The following is a 17,068-nucleotide window of genomic DNA, read 5'->3' as shown; positions in this document are numbered from 1 at the left end:
TGGCGGGCGCTCAGTCGAGCGCCTTCTTCTTCTGGCTGGTCGGGCGGGCGCGGGCGCGCTTGACGTTGCCGCCAGCGGTAACCCGTTCATTGCCCAGCACCGTCACGCGCGAGCGGGTGGGGCGGCGGTTAGGCGCCGCGCTGGGCTTCTTGACGGTCACGGTGCGCGGCGCGGCACCGCTGCGGGGCGCCAGGCGGCCCAGATCCTGGGGGCGGTTTTCCTTCAGCGTGGCCGGACCCGGGCGCCAGATCACCAGCAGCTTGCCGATATGCTGGATCGGGGCGGCGTCGAGGTCCGCGCAAATGGTTTCGTAGATGCCGATACGGCTTTCGCGGTCGTCGCCGAATACACGGATCTTGATCAGGTCGTGGGCAGCCAGGCTGCGGTCGATTTCCGCCAGGACGGGGCGCGTCAGGCCCTCAGCACCGATCATCACGACCGGATTGAGGCCATGGGCACGTGAGCGGAGTTCGGAACGCTGGGCGGGAATGAGTTGAAGAGCGGGCATAAGTAAAGCGCAGGCGAGGGCGCAAATGGGCGCGCAAGTGGTGCGCAAACCAGGGCACCGAAGTGCCGAAAAAGCGAATCGGCGCGTATTATCCGTCAAACTGGCACGGTCAGGCTGCAAAATCAGCAAAACGAGTGAAAAACGCACGGTCGGCCGCGGGTCGGCGGGTGTTTTTCCAATCAGGCGTCTTTCGGAATGGCCAAGAACAAATTCAATCAGTCGTGGCTGCACGACCATATCAACGACCCCTACGTCAAAATGGCGCAGCGGGAGGGCTATCGGGCCCGCGCAGCGTATAAGCTGAAGGAGATCGACGAGCAGGACAAGCTGATCCGTCCCGGACAGGTCATCGTCGACCTGGGCGCTGCCCCCGGCAGCTGGAGCCAGTACGCCCGCAACAAGCTGGCGGCCTCGCCACGCGCCAAGGACGGCGGGATCGACGGCGCGGTGGTGGCGATCGACCTGCTGCCCATGGAGCCTGTCGCCGACGTCACATTTATCCAGGGCGACTTCCGCGAGGAGGACGTTTTCCGTCAACTGGAGGAAATTGTGCTGCAGGCCTCCGGCGGTGCAAAGATCGATCTTGTTTTGTCGGACATGGCCCCCAATTTATCCGGTGTGGCCTTTGCCGATGCGGCCCGTATCGACTACTTATGCGACCTGGCGCTGGAATTTGCTCAGACGCATCTGAAGCCGGAGGGCTCATTGCTGGTAAAGTGTTTCCATGGCAGTGGTTACAGCCAGATCGTGGAGAAGTTCAAGCGCCAGTTCAAGGTGGTCGCCAAACGCAAGCCCAAGGCGTCACGCGACAAGTCTTCCGAGACCTTCATTCTTGGGCGTTACCTCAAGTCGGCGGGGTGAAGCGAGCCTATCGCTTCGATCAATCTGCTTTTTCCCCCGACGCCGGGCGCTGCATTACAATGCAGCTATCCCGTTGGCAAGGCGTTCGTAAAGGAGTTTGGCCTTGAATAACAACCTGTTTCAAAAGGCGGCAATCTGGCTCGTGATCGCGCTGGTGTTGTTTACCGTCTTCAAGCAGTTCGACAAGCCCCGCACGCAGGAAGGCGTCACCTATTCGCAGTTCATGGATGATGCCAAGGCCGGCAAGGTGGGCCGGGTTGACGTGCAAGGCCGCAATCTGGTGGTCACGCCCAAGGAAGGGCAGAAGTACACCATCATCTCGCCGGGCGATATCTGGATGGTCGGCGACCTGATGAAGTACGGCGTTCAGGTGACCGGCAAGGCCGATGACGAGCCCAATGTGCTGGTGCAGGCCCTGTATTACCTCGGGCCCACCCTGCTGATCATTGTGTTCTGGTTCTACATGATGCGGCAGATGCAAGGCGGCGGGAAGGGCGGTGCTTTTTCCTTCGGCAAGTCGCGTGCGCGCCTGATCGATGAAAACCAGAATGCCGTCACTTTCCAGGATGTTGCCGGTTGCGACGAATCCAAGGAAGAAGTGGTCGAGCTGGTGGACTTCCTCAAGGATCCCCAGAAATTCCAGAAACTGGGCGGCCGCATCCCGCGCGGCGTGCTGCTGGTCGGCCCTCCGGGTACCGGCAAGACGCTGCTGGCGCGCGCCATCGCCGGCGAAGCCAAGGTGCCGTTCTTCAGCATCTCCGGTTCGGATTTCGTTGAAATGTTCGTCGGCGTGGGCGCGGCCCGTGTGCGCGACATGTTCGAGAACGCCAAGAAGCAGGCACCCTGCATCGTCTTCATCGACGAAATCGATGCGGTAGGCCGTCATCGCGGCGCCGGCATGGGCGGCGGCAACGACGAGCGCGAGCAGACCCTCAACCAGATGCTGGTCGAGATGGACGGCTTCGAGGCCAACTCCGGCGTGATCGTGATCGCGGCGACCAACCGTTCGGACGTACTCGACAAGGCGCTGCTGCGTCCGGGCCGTTTCGACCGCCAGGTCTATGTCGGCCTGCCTGACATCCGCGGCCGCGAGCAGATCCTCAAGGTCCACATGCGCAAGGTGCCGATCGGCAACGACGTGGACGCCTCGGTGATCGCACGCGGTACGCCCGGCTTCTCCGGCGCCGACCTGGCCAACCTGGTCAACGAGGCAGCCCTGTTCGCCGCCCGCCGCAGCAAGCGCGTGGTCGACATGCAGGACTTCGAGGACGCCAAGGACAAGATCTACATGGGCCCGGAGCGCAAGTCCACGGTCATGCGCGAGGAAGAACGCCGCGCTACCGCGTACCACGAGTCCGGCCATGCGGTGGTGGCAAAGCTGCTGCCCAAGGCGGACCCGGTGCACAAGGTCACCATCATGCCGCGCGGCTGGGCATTGGGCGTGACCTGGCAGTTGCCGGAGCATGACAAGTACTCGAAGTACAAGGACAACATGCTCGACGAGATCGCCATCCTGTTTGGCGGCCGCGCGGCGGAAGAGGTCTTCCTCAACGCCATGAGCACCGGTGCTTCCAACGACTTCGAGCGCGCCACCAAGACGGCCCGCGACATGGTCACCCGCTTCGGCATGAGCGATACGCTGGGCACCATGGTGTATGTGGACAGCGAGCAGGATGGCATGTTCGGCAAGATGTCGGCAAAGACGGTCTCCGAAGCCACCCAGCAAAAGGTCGACGCGGAAATCCGCCGCATCGTCGACGAGCAATATGCGCTGGCCAAGCACCTGCTCGAGGAAAACCGCGACAAGGTCGAGGCCATGACCACGGCCCTGATGGAGTGGGAAACCATTGACGCCGATCAGGTCAACGACATCATGGCAGGCAAGCCTCCGCGGCCGCCGCGTGGCGTGTCCGGCCCGAACAGCGGCGGTGGCAATACGCCGTCGGGCGGCTTGCCGGTGACGCCCTCGAACGCGCCGGCCACGGCCTGACGGCCTGGCCGATGCGGCGGCGCTGACCGCGTCGACGGTCACCAGGCCAGTAGGCAGTGCCGTTGACGTGGATGCCGCAGCCGTTTGACAAGCCTGAAGCCGGCGCCTTGTGCGCCGGCTTTTTCTTTGCGGCCGGCGCCGTGCCCGCCATGGCCCGGCCTCCCAACCTTTATCGCTTTCGGTTTTCGTATCTTGTCGCCGCTCTCCGCTGATTCGTACTTCCAGTGTGGCCGCTACCGCTTCGAGCGCAGCCGCCGTCCCCTGGTAATGGGCATACTCAACGTCACGCCCGATTCCTTTTCCGATGGCGGGCAGCATGCCAGCCGAGATGCCGCCCTGCGCCATGCCGAGCGCATGATCGCCGAAGGGGTGGACATCATCGACATTGGCGGCGAGTCCAGCCGGCCCGGCTCGGCGGCGTTGCCGCTGGCGCAGGAACTGGAGCGCGTGCTGCCGATGGTCGAGGTCCTGCGGGACTGCGGCAAGCCATTGTCGATCGATACCTACAAGCCGGAAGTCATGCGCGCCGCGCTGGCTGCCGGTGCCGACCTGATCAACGACATCTGGGGCTTCCGCATGCCCGGTGCGGTAGAGGCGGTGAGCGGGGTGGATGCCGGGCAGGCCGGGCTGTGCGTGATGCACATGCAGCGCGACCCGCAAACCATGCAGGAGCAGCCCCGGTACGACGACGTGGTGCGCGATGTGACCGATTTCCTGCGCGAGCGGACAGATGTGCTGCGTGCGGCAGGCGTGAACGACGCCCGCATCACCCTGGACCCTGGTTTTGGCTTCGGCAAGACACCGGATCATAATTTGCGCCTGCTGGGCCAGTTGCCGCAACTGGCCGTGGATGGGCTGCCGGTGCTGGTGGGGCTGTCGCGCAAGTCGACGCTCGGCGCCATCCTCGGTGGCCGGCCGGCGCCGCAACGCGTCGCGGCCAGCCTGGCCGCCGCGGTTTGCGCCGTGGAGCGGGGGGCGTATATCGTGCGTGTACATGACGTAGAACAAACGGTGGATGCGCTCAAGACCTGGTGGGCCGTCCGTCGTGAAACAATTGCCGGTTAGCCTTCGCAATCAGAACAACGGGAGAAAGACTTTATGACACGCAAGTATTTCGGCACGGACGGGGTGCGCGGCAGGGTTGGCGAGGCGCCGATCACGCCTGATTTCGTGATGCGCCTTGGCTATGCTGCGGGCATGGTGCTCGCCCATGGCGCCAGGCAGCAGGAACAGGGCCGTCCGACCGTGCTGATCGGCAAGGACACGCGCATTTCCGGCTATATGCTGGAAGCTGCGCTGGAGGCCGGCTTCACCTCGGCCGGCGTCAATGTGCTGCTGACCGGACCACTGCCGACGCCCGGCGTGGCCTACCTCACACGCGCGCTTCGCCTGTCGGCGGGTGTGGTGATCTCCGCCAGCCACAATCCGTACTACGACAACGGCATCAAGTTTTTCTCCGCCGACGGCGACAAGCTGCCCGATGCGGTGGAGATGGCCATCGAGGAAGCCCTGGAAGAGCCGATGGTGTGCGTGCGTTCGGACGACCTGGGCCGCGCACGGCGCATCGAAGATGCCGCCGGCCGGTACATCGAGTTCTGCAAGAGCACCTTCCCCTACGAGCAGGACCTGCACAAGCTCAAGCTGGTGGTGGACTGTGCCCATGGCGCCGCTTATCACATTGCTCCGCACGTCTTCCACGAGCTCGGCGCCGACGTGATTTCGATCGGCAACCAGCCGGACGGGCGCAATATCAACGCCGGCTATGGCGCTACCGCGCCCGAGAAGCTGATCGAAGCGGTCAAGGCGAATGGCGCCGACCTGGGCCTGGCCTTCGATGGCGATGCCGACCGCCTGCAGGTGGTGGATCGCGATGGCCGCCTGTTCAATGGCGACGAGCTGCTTTACCTGATCGTCCAGGATCGCCTCCACGCGGGCCAGAAGGTAGAAGGCGCCGTGGGCACACTGATGACCAATATGGCCGTCGAACTGGCGTTGAAGCGGCAGGGCGTAGCGTTCGTGCGGGCCAAGGTGGGCGACCGCTATGTGCTGGAGGAACTGAACAAGCGGAAATGGATGCTGGGCGGAGAGGGCTCGGGCCATCTGCTTTGCCTGGACCGGCATTCCACCGGCGACGGCATCGTGTCGGCCCTGCAGGTGCTGGCGGCATTGCGCCGCAGCGGCAAGAGCCTGGCCCAGTTGCTGGAAGGCGTCTCGCTGTTCCCGCAGACGCTGATCAATGTGCGCGTGGAAAAGGGCTTCGACTGGCAGTCGCACCCGGGCCTGAGCGCCGCGCGGGCCGTGATCGAGCCGCAGCTGGAAGGCAAGGGCCGGGTGCTGATCCGTGCGTCAGGGACCGAGCCTGTCGTGCGCGTGATGGTTGAGGCCGAGCAGGTCGAGACCGCCGAGCGCGCGGCACAGACGCTCGCGGACGCCCTGCGGGCCTGAACGCCGGCGCAGAGCTGGCAGCCGTAGCTGAAAATGATGCCGGGCATATTGCCCGGCTTTTTTTCTGAAAAACAGCAATTAACCGCCGAACGTCGAAGGTGATCCGGGAGCCGCAGGGCAGCGGCATGGGGTGAAACAAATGTGCGTCAAGGGACCGCTCGTGGCTGACCGATGTCACTTTTGAAGAACATTTCGTGATGTCATTGAATTGTCACATACAGAGCATACAGTTCGACTTGTCAAAAAATTGTCATTCCCCAACCATGTCTCTGGAGGACATATGAAGCTGGTCAAGACTGCCGTTGCAGGCATCGTGTCGTTGGTGGTGGCGGGCACTGCGTTCGCGGCGGAAATTACCGGTGCTGGCGCATCCTTCCCGGCGCCCGTGTATTCCAAATGGGCCGATGCATACCAAAAGGCAACGGGCAACAAGGTCAACTATCAATCCATCGGCTCGTCCGGCGGCATCAAGCAGATCGGCGCCAAGACCGTCGATTTCGGCGCATCCGACGCGCCCCTGAAGGATGAAGAGCTGGCCAAGCAAGGCCTGGTGCAGTTTCCCACGGTGATCGGCGGCGTGGTGCCGGTGATCAACCTGCAAGGCATCAAGCCGGGCGAACTGACCATCACCGGCGAAGTGCTGGCGAGCATCTACCTCGGCAAGATCAAGAAGTGGGACGATCCCGCCATCAAGGCGCTGAACCCGCACGCCAAGCTGCCGAGCCAGGACATCCTGCCGGTGCGCCGTGCCGACGGTTCGGGCACCACCTTCATCTTCACCAACTACCTCTCCAAGGTCAGCCCGGAGTGGAAGAGCTCGGTGGGCGAAGGCACCACGGTCAACTGGCCGGGTGGCGGCACCGGTGGCAAGGGTAACGAAGGCGTGGCCGCGTTCGTGCAGCGCCTGAACGGCGCGATCGGCTATGTCGAATACGCCTACGCCAAGCAGAACAAGATGGCCCACCTGAGCATGAAGAATGCGGCAGGCGCCGTGGTGCAGCCTAGCGACGAAGGCTTCAAGGCCGCCGCTGCCGGCGCCGACTGGAGCAAGACCTATTACCAGATCCTGACCAACGAGCCGGGCAAGAGCGCATGGCCGATCGCCGGTGCCACCTTCATCCTGGTGCACAAGAACCAGGATAAACCGGCACAGGGCGCGGAAGTGCTGAAGTTCTTCGACTGGGCTTACAAGAGCGGTTCCCACCTGGCCAGCGAGCTGGACTACGTGCCGCTGCCGGAAGGTGTCGTGAACCAGATCCGTGCCACCTGGAAGTCTTCGGTCAAGGACGGTTCGGGCAAGGCGCTCTACAACTGATCGGCTGACTGCCATATCCCGGCCGCACCAGCGGGCGGGATCAGCAGCCGAGCCGGATCGGGGCCTCGCAGGCGCCGGTCCGGCAGCAACAGCAGTACGGCGGGAAAGCAGCCGCAACACAGTAGTGAAGGCAGCACCGAAGCCAATGAGGCCAGAGCAGCCGCGACCGCTGCGGCAGTAGCTACAAAGTACCCGCGGCAATGCAGCCCGGCACTTGCGACGCAACGCAGCCGGCGGCCTGCCGCCTAACCGAACTCCAATACCACATCATGGCGACTACATCCGATCTATCCGCTGTGCGGCCGCCCAGCCGTACCGGTGACATCCTGTTTGGTGGCCTGACGCGCGGCGCCGCCATCGTGACCTTGCTGCTGCTGGGTGGCATCATCGTGTCGCTCGCGATCAGCGCATGGCCCTCCATCGAGACTTTCGGCCTGCGCTTCCTGTGGACCGCCGAGTGGGATCCACCGGCGGACGTCTACGGTGCGCTGGTGCCGATCTACGGCACCATCGTCACCTCGCTGATCGCCCTCATCATCGCCGTGCCCGTCAGCTTCGGCATTGCGCTGTTCCTGACCGAGCTGTCGCCGGCGTGGCTGCGCCGCCCCCTGGGCACGGCCATCGAACTGCTGGCGGCGGTACCTTCGATCGTCTACGGCATGTGGGGCTTGCTGGTCTTCTCGCCCATCTTCGGCGAGTACTTCCAGAAGCCCCTGGGCGCTACGGTTGGCCAGATCCCGCTCATCGGCAAGCTGTTCCAGGGCGCGCCGCTGGGCATCGGCCTGCTGTGCGCCGGCGTGATCCTGGCCATCATGATCATTCCCTACATCGCCTCGGTGATGCGCGACGTGTTCGAGGTTACGCCGGTACTGCTCAAGGAGTCGGCCTATGGCATCGGCTGCACCACGTGGGAAGTGATGTGGCGCGTGGTGCTGCCCTTCACCCGCGCTGGTGTGATTGGCGGCGTGATGCTGGGCCTGGGCCGCGCGCTGGGCGAGACCATGGCCGTCACCTTCGTGATCGGCAATACCAACCTGCTGGACAGCGCCTCGCTGTTCTCGCCGGGCAACAGCATCACCTCGGCGCTGGCCAATGAATTCGCCGAAGCCGGCGTAGGTCTGCATACCGCCGCGCTGATGGAGCTTGGCCTGATTCTGTTCTTCATCACGTTCGTGGTCCTGGCACTGTCCAAGGTCCTGCTGCTGCGCCTGGCCAAGGGCGAGGGTGCAAAATGAGTCAAGCCGCGATGTCCACTACCTCTACCTCCACCTCGTCGATGCCGGCAGTGAGCCCGGATGCGGACGCCATGCGCACGCGCCTGCAGGCGCGCCGCCGCCGTACCAATTTCTATGCCCTGGCCGCGTCGCTGGGCGCGATGGGCTTCGGGCTGTTCTGGCTTGCGTGGATCCTGTGGACCACCATCTCGCTGGGGGTGGGTGGGCTGTCGATGGACCTGTTCACGCAGATGACGCCGGCGCCGAATACCGCCGGCGGCGGTCTGGCCAATGCAATCTACGGCAGTTTCGTGATGGTCGGGCTGGCCACGCTGTGCGGCACGCCGCTGGGCATCCTGGCTGGCATCTACCTGGCCGAATACGGCAAGAAGTCGGCCCTGGCAAGCTTCATCCGCTTTATCAACGACATCCTGCTATCGGCGCCGTCGATCGTGATCGGCCTGTTCGTCTACGCGCTGGTGGTGACCCGCATGGGCCATTTCTCCGGCTGGGCCGGGGTGTGCGCGCTTGCGCTGCTGCAGGTGCCGATCGTGGTGCGTACCACGGAGAACATGCTGAACCTGGTGCCGAACGCCCTGCGCGAGGCCGCCTTCGCCCTGGGCACGCCCAAGTGGAAGATGGTGCTGTCGATCACGGTGAAGTCGTCGTATGCGGGCATCGTCACAGGCGTGCTGCTGGCGGTGGCGCGTATCGCTGGCGAGACCGCGCCGTTGCTGTTCACGGCCTTGTCCAACCAGTTCTGGAGCAGCGACCTGAACAAGCCGATGGCGAACCTGCCGGTGACCATTTTCCGCTTCGCCATGAGCCCGTTCGTGGAGTGGCAGCAGCTGGCCTGGGCAGGCGTATTCCTGATTACCGTCGGGGTGCTGGCACTGAATATCCTGGCCCGCATGCTGTTCAAGAAGTGACCGGCAGCGATATCGCCAGTACGCATACAGCCATATAGCCAGACCCGGCCTTCCCGAAATCCATTGCGAGAGACGAGCATGACCTCGACTGTCATCGACATTCCCGACACGACCCGCGCCAAGATCGACGTGCGCAACCTGAACTTCTACTACGGCCAGTTCCACGCGCTGAAGAATGTCAACATGTCGATCCCCGAGCGCAAAGTGACGGCTTTCATCGGTCCGTCCGGCTGCGGCAAGTCGACTCTGCTGCGCACCTTCAACAAGATGTATGCGCTCTATCCCGAGCAGCGCGCCGAGGGCGAGATCAACATGGATGGCGACAACCTGCTGACCGCCAAGCAGGACATTGCCCTGCTGCGCGCCAAGGTGGGCATGGTGTTCCAGAAGCCCACGCCGTTCCCGATGTCGATCTACGACAATATCGCTTTTGGCGTGCGCCTGTTCGAGAAGCTGTCGCGCTCCGAAATGGACGACCGCGTGGAGTGGGCGCTATCCAAGGCGGCCTTGTGGAACGAAGTCAAGGACAAGCTCAACCAGTCGGGCTACGGCCTGTCGGGCGGCCAGCAGCAGCGCCTGTGCATTGCCCGCGGCATCGCCATCCGTCCCGAAGTGCTGCTGCTCGACGAGCCTTGCTCCGCGCTCGACCCGATCTCGACCGGGCGCATCGAAGAGCTGATCGCCGAGCTGAAGGACGACTACACCGTGGTGATCGTGACCCACAATATGCAGCAGGCTGCGCGCTGCTCGGATTTCACCGCGTACATGTACCTGGGTGAGCTGATCGAATTCGGCGAGACCGAGAAGATCTTCATCAAGCCGCAGCGCAAGGAAACCGAAGACTACATCACCGGCCGTTTCGGCTGATTTGAGCGTTGCGCATATAACGCATAGCATACGCATAGCAAATAGCGAATAGCGGCCAGGAGAAACATCATGTCTGACAAGCATCTGTCGACGCAATTCGACGCCGACCTGAACGCCATCAGCACCAAGTTGCTGCAGATGGGCGGGCTGGTCGAGTCGCAAATCGAAGTGGCCATGAGGGCGCTATCGGAATTCGATGCCGGCCTGGCCGACCAGGTGATCGCACGCGAGAGCCGCCTGAACGCACTCGAACTCGAGATCGACGCCGACTGCGGCAATATCATCGCGCGCCGCCAGCCGACTGCGCGCGACTTGCGCCTGGTGATGGCAATTTCCAAGACCATCACCAACCTTGAGCGCGCCGGCGACGAGGCGGAAAAGATCGCCAAGCGCACCAAGCACATCATGGAAGACGCCGGCGCCCACCAGATCAACTACTCCGAGGTCAAGCTCTCGGGCGATCTGGCCATCGCGCTGCTGCGCCAGGCGCTCGATGCCTTCGCGCGCCTGGACACCGTTGCCGCGGCCCGGATCGTCAAGGATGACAAGGCCATCGATGACGAATTCCGCGCTTTTGTGCGCAAGCTCATCACTTATATGATGGAAGACCCGCGCACCATCTCGGTTGCGCTGGATTTTCTCTTCATCGCCAAGGCGATCGAGCGCATCGGCGACCACGCCAAGAACATCGCTGAATTCATCATCTACATCGTCAAGGGAACCGACGTCCGCCACGCCTCGCGTGAGGACATGGAGCGCGAAGCGCTGAGTTGAACGGCGCCACTGCGGAGAAAATTACATGCCAAGCAGCATTCTTGTTGTCGAAGACGAACCGGCGATCGCCGAACTGATCGCGGTCAACCTGCAACACGCGGGACACTATCCTATCCGGGCCTATAACGCCGAGCAGGCGCTGTCGCTGATGAGCGACGTACTGCCCGACCTGGTACTGCTCGACTGGATGCTCCCGGGCAAGTCGGGAGCAACCTTCGCCAAGGAACTGCGCAATAACGACCGCACCAAGCAGATTCCGATCATCATGCTGACCGCTCGCAGCGAGGAGCAGGACAAGGTGCTCGGGCTCGAGGCCGGCGCCGACGACTACGTCACCAAGCCGTTCTCGCCCAAGGAACTGCTGGCCCGCATCAAGGCAGTGCTGCGCCGCCGCGCGCCGCAGCTGACCGACGACGTGGTGGCGATCAACGGCCTGCGGCTGGACCCGGCCACGCACCGGGTCACGGGCCACGACGAGTCCGGCATGCTCAAGCTGGATCTCGGGCCCACCGAGTTTCGTCTGCTGCACTTCCTGATGACGCACCCGGAGCGCGTACACAGCCGCTCGCAACTGCTGGACCAGGTGTGGGGCGATCACGTGTTTGTCGAAGAGCGTACCGTCGACGTGCATATCAAGCGCTTGCGCGCCGCGCTGACTCCCGGCGGCTACAGCAATATGATCGAAACGGTGCGCGGCAGCGGATACCGCCTCGCTCGCGGGCCCAGCCACTGAGATGCCATGGTGCGCCACGTCCTGGCAGGCGTGGCGTTTGCCCGTTGTCCTGGCAGTTGCACGCTTGTCACCCGCTTGTCGCCAGTTTCATGGCACACTCCACCGCATTCCACGCGGTCTAGCCGCCTGCCCGACCTTCTCATCTCTTCATGAACGTCATCTGGGCCCGTTCGGCGGCCATCCTGATCTTCCTGGCCATGGCTTCGGCCGGCCTGTATTTCTTCCTCGGCGCGGTGCCGGCGCTGGCGGCGATGTGCGCGGCCCTGCTGGGCCTCCTGCTCTATTACCTGTACCAGATCAACCGGCTGTGGAAAGTGCTGGATGCGCCCACCTATGGCGAGATTCCCAGCGCGCTCGGCTTGTGGGGCGAGGTGTATTACCGCCTGCATCGCCTGGTCAAGCGCTGGCGCAACCAGGTGCTGCAGGTGGAGCAGCAGCATACCCGCTTCATCCAGGCCATCCAGGCTTCGCCGAACGGCGTACTGATGCTCGACGACGCCGACCAGATCGAGTGGTGCAACGATGTGGCCGAGCAGCACTTTGGCCTCAACGCGCGGCGCGACGTGCGCCAGCGCATCACTCACCTGATCCGGCGCCCCGAATTCGTCCAGTACCTGACGCTGCAGCGTTTCGACGATCCGCTGCTGATGCGCGACATGGGCGAGCATAAGCGCAGCGTGATTGCCGTGCAGATATTGCCTTACGGCGAAAACCGCAAGCTGGTGCTGACCCACGACATCACCAAGCTGGAGAACACGGAGGCCATGCGGCGGGATTTCGTCGCCAACGTCTCGCATGAGCTGAAAACGCCGTTGACCGTGCTGACGGGGTTCCTGGAAACGGTGCGCGACCTGCCGGTGTCGGAGCAGGATCGCAACCGCTATCTCGACATGATGCTGGTGCAGTCCATGCGCATGCAGCACCTGGTGGAAGACTTGCTCGTGCTGGCCAAGCTGGAGAGCGATGCGCAGCCGCCGAGCCAGGACCGCATCGAGATGGACGGGCTGGTCGCGCATCTGGTGCACGATGCCGAAGCCCTGTCGCAGGGGCATCATCAGGTCTCGGTGCAGATCGATCCCGCTGTGATCGTGCGCGGTGCCGAGAGCGAGCTGATGTCGGCCTTCGGCAACCTGGTGACCAACGCGGTCCGCTATACGCCGGATGGCGGGCGCATCGGCATCGCGCTGACGTATGAGAACGAGCACGCGATCTTTTCGGTCAGCGATACCGGCCTGGGCATCGCGGCCGACCATATCCCGCGCCTGACCGAGCGATTCTACCGGGTCGACCGCAGCCGCTCGCGCGATACCGGGGGCACCGGCCTCGGGCTGGCCATCGTCAAGCACGTGCTGTCGCGTCACCACGCGGACCTGCGCATCAGTAGCGAGGTCGGCCGGGGCAGCGTGTTCCGCGTGGTATTCCCACTCGATCGCAGCGGTTATATGCCGGTTGCCTTGCCGCGCGCGGGGCAGGCGCCGCAAAAGGCCGCCTGAGCCTGGGCCTGGTGCGGTGCGCGGTTTGCGCAGCCGCGGCACCGCTGTTGGGCGGGGGATTACCGGCGCCGGTCCAGGGCGGCTATTCCGGACCTTCAAGTCACTTGTGCGGCAGGGACTTGCCCATGCCGCACGAGCGCTTCTCAGTTGCCGGCGAACATGGCCAGCAGATCGTTCTGGCTGACGTGCGGCTGCTGGGACTTGGTGTGCTTGCGCAGATAGGTGCCGTCCGGCTGCATGATCCACGCCGACGCATTGTCACGCAGGTGAACCCGCAGGCTCTCCTTGATCACGCGCGCCTTCAGCGCCTTGTCCAGTACCGGGAACGCCACCTCGACGCGGCGGAACAGGTTGCGGTCCATCCAGTCGGCACTCGACAGGTAGACCACTTCGGCACCATCGGCCAGGAAGTAGTAGACGCGATGATGTTCGAGGAAGCGCCCGACGATGGAGCGCACCGAGATGTTTTCCGACAGGCCCGGCACGCCCGGACGCAGCGCGCACACGCCACGGATGATCAGGTCGATCTTCACGCCGGCGCGCGAAGCCTTGTACAGCTCATCGATGATCGAAGGTTCCAGCAGCGCATTCATCTTGGCCATGACGTGCGAGCGCTTGCCGGCGCGGGCGTTGCGGGCCTCGGCGCGGATATGTTCGACCAGCTTGCTTTGCATGGTGAACGGCGACTGCCACAGGTGATTCAGGCGGATCGTGCCCGCGGTGCCGGTGAGCAACTGGAATACATGCTGGACGTCCTCGCAGATCTGCTCGTTGGCGGTGAGCAGGCCGAAGTCCGTGTACAGCCGCGCCGTGCGCGGATGGTAGTTGCCGGTCCCGAGATGCGCATAGCGGCGCAACTTGAACTGCTTGCTTTTCGCGCCCTCCGGTTCGCGCCGCACCATCAGCAGCATCTTGGCATGGCATTTGTGGCCAACCACGCCGTAGACCACGTGCGCCCCCGCGGATTCCAGCCGCTCGGCCCAGTTGATATTGGTTTCCTCGTCGAAGCGCGCCAGCAGCTCCACCACTACCGTGACTTCCTTGCCATTGCGGGCCGCGGTCATCAGGGCTTCCATCACCGGCGATTCGTTGCCGGTGCGATAGACCGTCTGCTTGATCGCCACCACGGCGGGATCCACCGCAGCCTGCTGCAGCAGGTCGAGCACCGAGCTGAAGCTCTCGTAGGGGTGATGCAGCAGCACGTCCTGCTGGCGGATCGCGTCGAACATCGGCACGCCCGGGGTGAACGCCTTGACCGGCGCCGGCACATGGGGCGGGTACTTGAGGGCGGGGCGGTCGATCAGGTCCGGGATCTGCATCAGCCGGACCAGGTTGACGGGACCGCTCACGCGGTACACATCCTGCTCGCCCAGGCCGGATTCCAGCAGCAGCCGACGCGCTATCGCCGGCGGGGTGTCGGACGAGATCTCCAGCCGCACCGTGTCGCCGAAATGGCGCGTCGGCAGTTCGCCCTGCAATGCCTCGCGCAGGTCCGTGATATCGTCCTCGGAGACGAAGAGGTCGGAGTTGCGGGTGACGCGGAACTGGTAGCAGCCGTTGACCTTGATGGCGGGGAACAACTCGTGCACGAAGCCTTGCATGAAGGACGACAGCAGTACAAAGCCGTAGGGGTAGCCAGACAGCTCCACGGGCATCCTGACCATGCGCGGCAAGGCGCGCGGCGCCTGCACGATGGCCAGGTCAGCCTCGCGGCCAAAGGCGTCCTTGCCCGACAATTCGATGACGAAATTCAGGCTCTTGTTGAGCACGCGGGGGAACGGGTGGGCCGGGTCCAGCGCGATCGGCGTCAGTACCGGGCCCAGTTCGCGCAGGAAAAAGCCGCGGGCCCATTCGCGCTGGGCTTCGTTCCAGGTGGAAGCCAGGTGAAAGAACACCCCTTCTTTTTCCAGCAGGGGGAAAATCACGTTTTGGAGCATGTCATACTGCAGTGCCACAAACTGTTGGACACGTTCAGTGACAATTTCGTAGGCCTGCTGCAAGGAAAGGCCATCGGGCGTGATGCCGGCGGGATTGTCGCGCATCTGCTCTTTCAAGCCCGCCATGCGGATCTCGAAGAACTCGTCCAGGTTACTTGAAACGATGCAGACGAATTTCAACCGTTCCAGCAGTGGAACCGCCGGATCAGCGGCCTGTGCCAGCACGCGCGCATTGAATTCCAGAATGCCCAGTTCTCGGTTGAGCAGCGTGCCGGGTGGGCTTGTCGACATTGGCATGACCTTCATATGTTAATGCGGCGACTTTTTCATAGAATCATGTCAAATTGATGACAAAGTGATTTTGTCACGATATAGACATGATAAAGACATATTTTCTACGGCTGGGCCAAGCGCACCGCCCGACACAACTGACACAACTATTTGCGCCGCCGCTTGCGGCCTTCACCAACACTCCCCTACAGCGATGAACGAAACCCCACGCTTGCTGGCCGCCGTCGACATGGGCTCCAACAGCTTCCGCTTGATGATCGGCAGGGTTGACGAGAGCCAGACCGCATCCGGGCCGGCCAGCCAGATATTCCAGGTCGACGCCTTGCGCGAGCCGGTGCGGCTGGCCGCGGGCCTGACACCGGACAAGTACCTGGACCAGCCGGCGCGCCGGCGCGGTATCGATGCCTTGCGGCGCTTCGGCGACCGCCTGCGCGATTTCTCGGCCGACCATGTGCGTGCGGTGGCCACCAACACCTTGCGGGTGGCCAAGAATGCCTCGGAATTCCTGATCGAGGCCGAGAGCGCGCTGGGATTCCCGATCGAGGTGATCGCCGGGCGCGAGGAGGCGCGGCTGATCTACCTGGGCGCGTCGCACGACGCCCCGGCCTGCGCGGGCAACCGGCTGGTCGTGGATATCGGCGGCGGGTCCACCGAGTTCATCATCGGCAGCGGCTATGGGTCCAAGCTGATGGAAAGCCTGTATATCGGCTGCGTGTCACATAGCCGGCAGTTCTTCCCCAGCGGCAACGTCGACGAATACGCGATGAAGCAGGCCGAACTGGCGGCGCGCAGGGAGATCCAGGTGCTGGTGCGCCAGTATCGCGCCGCCGGCTGGCAGCAAGCGGTGGGCTCGTCCGGCACGGCGCGCGCGCTGGCGGAGCTGATCGAGCTGAACGGCATGAACGACAATCCGGCCGAGCACGGCATCACACGCGAAGGGCTGGAGCGCCTTAAGCGCGCGCTGGTCAAGGCGGAAAACACCAACCGGGTCAAGCTGGTGGGCCTGAAGGCCGACCGCATACCGGTGCTGCCCGGCGGCCTGTCGATCATGCTGGGCGTGTTCGCCGAACTGGACATCGAGCGGATGGACGTCACCGACGGCGCGCTGCGCCTCGGCGTGCTTTACGACCTGCTGGGCCGCACGCACCATGAGGATATGCGCACCATCACGGTCGACCAGTTCATGCGGCGCTATGGCGTCGACCGCGCCCAGGCGCAGCGCGTGCGGGGTGCCGCGCTGGGCTTGCTGGCGCAATTCCCGGAGCCGCGCAATGAGCGCCGCGACGACAATCTCGCGTTGCTGGGCTGGGCCGCCGGGCTCCACGAGATCGGCATGACCATCTCGCACAGCGGCTATCATAAGCATTCCGCCTATATCGCCACGCACGCTGATATGCCCGGCTTCTCGAGGACCGACCAGGCCCGCCTGGCAACGCTGTTGCTGGGTCATGCAGGCAAGCTGGGCAAGCTTTCCGGCAGCGGCAAGTTCCTCGACTGGCGCATGCTGTTCAGCCTGCGCCTGGCCTTCGTGCTCTGCCGCCGCCGTGCCGACGAGCCGCTGCCGGAGATCACGGTGAGCCAGCGTTCCGATGCGTTGGACGAGGGCTTCGAGGTTCGCCTGCCGAAAGCCTGGATCGAGGCCAACCCGCTGGTCGAATACAGCCTCGCGCAGGAAGCCGACGAGTGGGAGCGCATCGGCAAGCGCTACAAG

14 protein-coding genes are annotated in these 17,068 nt (G+C 63.8%); 12 read left to right on the top strand and 2 right to left on the bottom strand.

The features are described from left to right. Positions 1-10 precede the first annotated feature (10 nt). Positions 11-508: a YhbY family RNA-binding protein gene (locus P3W85_RS21265; RefSeq protein ID WP_035816746.1), complete on the bottom strand. Its 498-nt coding sequence runs from the start codon at positions 506-508 to the stop codon at positions 11-13. Between the two features lie 195 nt (positions 509-703). Between P3W85_RS21265 and P3W85_RS21260 the strand changes: the two genes are divergently transcribed. The 11 genes from P3W85_RS21260 (at position 704) to phoR (ending at position 13,129) form a co-directional block, all read left to right on the top strand. Then, the gene (locus P3W85_RS21260; RefSeq protein WP_017230235.1) at positions 704-1,369 is read left to right on the top strand and encodes an RlmE family RNA methyltransferase; all 666 of its coding nucleotides are present in this window, start codon (positions 704-706) and stop codon (positions 1,367-1,369) included. Positions 1,370-1,472: 103 nt separating this feature from the next. Next, complete coding sequence (gene ftsH / locus P3W85_RS21255) at positions 1,473-3,359, top strand: ATP-dependent zinc metalloprotease FtsH (RefSeq protein WP_017230236.1); 1,887 nt, start codon at positions 1,473-1,475, stop codon at positions 3,357-3,359. Between the two features lie 267 nt (positions 3,360-3,626). Next, positions 3,627-4,424, top strand: coding sequence for a dihydropteroate synthase (gene folP / locus P3W85_RS21250; protein ID WP_276266241.1), 798 nt, complete (start codon positions 3,627-3,629; stop codon positions 4,422-4,424). A gap of 33 nt (positions 4,425-4,457) precedes the next feature. Continuing rightward, the gene (glmM, locus tag P3W85_RS21245) at positions 4,458-5,804 is read left to right on the top strand and encodes a phosphoglucosamine mutase (protein ID WP_017230238.1); all 1,347 of its coding nucleotides are present in this window, start codon (positions 4,458-4,460) and stop codon (positions 5,802-5,804) included. Positions 5,805-6,084: 280 nt separating this feature from the next. After that, a complete protein-coding gene (gene pstS / locus P3W85_RS21240) occupies positions 6,085-7,119 on the top strand; it encodes a phosphate ABC transporter substrate-binding protein PstS (protein ID WP_017230239.1) in 1,035 nt (344 codons plus the stop codon). Between the two features lie 269 nt (positions 7,120-7,388). Continuing rightward, the gene (gene pstC, locus P3W85_RS21235) at positions 7,389-8,354 is read left to right on the top strand and encodes a phosphate ABC transporter permease PstC (RefSeq protein WP_035816754.1); all 966 of its coding nucleotides are present in this window, start codon (positions 7,389-7,391) and stop codon (positions 8,352-8,354) included. Beyond that, positions 8,351-9,262, top strand: coding sequence for a phosphate ABC transporter permease PstA (gene pstA, locus P3W85_RS21230; RefSeq protein ID WP_035816748.1), 912 nt, complete (start codon positions 8,351-8,353; stop codon positions 9,260-9,262). Before pstC ends, pstA begins: the two co-directional genes overlap by 4 nt. A gap of 78 nt (positions 9,263-9,340) precedes the next feature. Beyond that, entirely contained in the window at positions 9,341-10,129 is a 789-nt protein-coding gene (gene pstB / locus P3W85_RS21225; protein ID WP_017230242.1) for a phosphate ABC transporter ATP-binding protein PstB, read from the top strand. A 69-nt stretch (positions 10,130-10,198) separates the two neighbouring features. Then, positions 10,199-10,903, top strand: coding sequence for a phosphate signaling complex protein PhoU (gene phoU, locus P3W85_RS21220; RefSeq protein WP_017230243.1), 705 nt, complete (start codon positions 10,199-10,201; stop codon positions 10,901-10,903). Between the two features lie 25 nt (positions 10,904-10,928). After that, on the top strand, positions 10,929-11,636 hold the full coding sequence (gene phoB, locus P3W85_RS21215) for a phosphate regulon transcriptional regulator PhoB (RefSeq protein ID WP_017230244.1): 708 nt from the start codon (positions 10,929-10,931) through the stop codon (positions 11,634-11,636). A 149-nt stretch (positions 11,637-11,785) separates the two neighbouring features. Continuing rightward, positions 11,786-13,129 carry a phosphate regulon sensor histidine kinase PhoR gene (gene phoR / locus P3W85_RS21210; RefSeq protein ID WP_017230245.1) on the top strand — a complete coding sequence of 448 codons (1,344 nt, stop codon included), beginning with the start codon at positions 11,786-11,788 and terminating at the stop codon, positions 13,127-13,129. 143 nt (positions 13,130-13,272) lie between these two features. Here phoR and ppk1 read toward each other — a convergent pair whose 3' ends face one another. Beyond that, positions 13,273-15,357: a polyphosphate kinase 1 gene (gene ppk1 / locus P3W85_RS21205; RefSeq protein ID WP_035816756.1), complete on the bottom strand. Its 2,085-nt coding sequence runs from the start codon at positions 15,355-15,357 to the stop codon at positions 13,273-13,275. A gap of 193 nt (positions 15,358-15,550) precedes the next feature. On the opposite strand from ppk1, the gene ppx reads away from it, so the two are divergent. Continuing rightward, positions 15,551-17,068, top strand: a 1,518-nt coding sequence (gene ppx / locus P3W85_RS21200) for an exopolyphosphatase (protein ID WP_276266240.1), incomplete at its 3' end; no start/stop codon positions are given.

The sequence above is a fragment of the Cupriavidus basilensis genome, assembly GCF_029335485.1.
GTDB classification, from domain to species: domain Bacteria; phylum Pseudomonadota; class Gammaproteobacteria; order Burkholderiales; family Burkholderiaceae; genus Cupriavidus; species Cupriavidus basilensis_E.
This window is presented reverse-complemented; position numbering and strand designations above follow the sequence as displayed.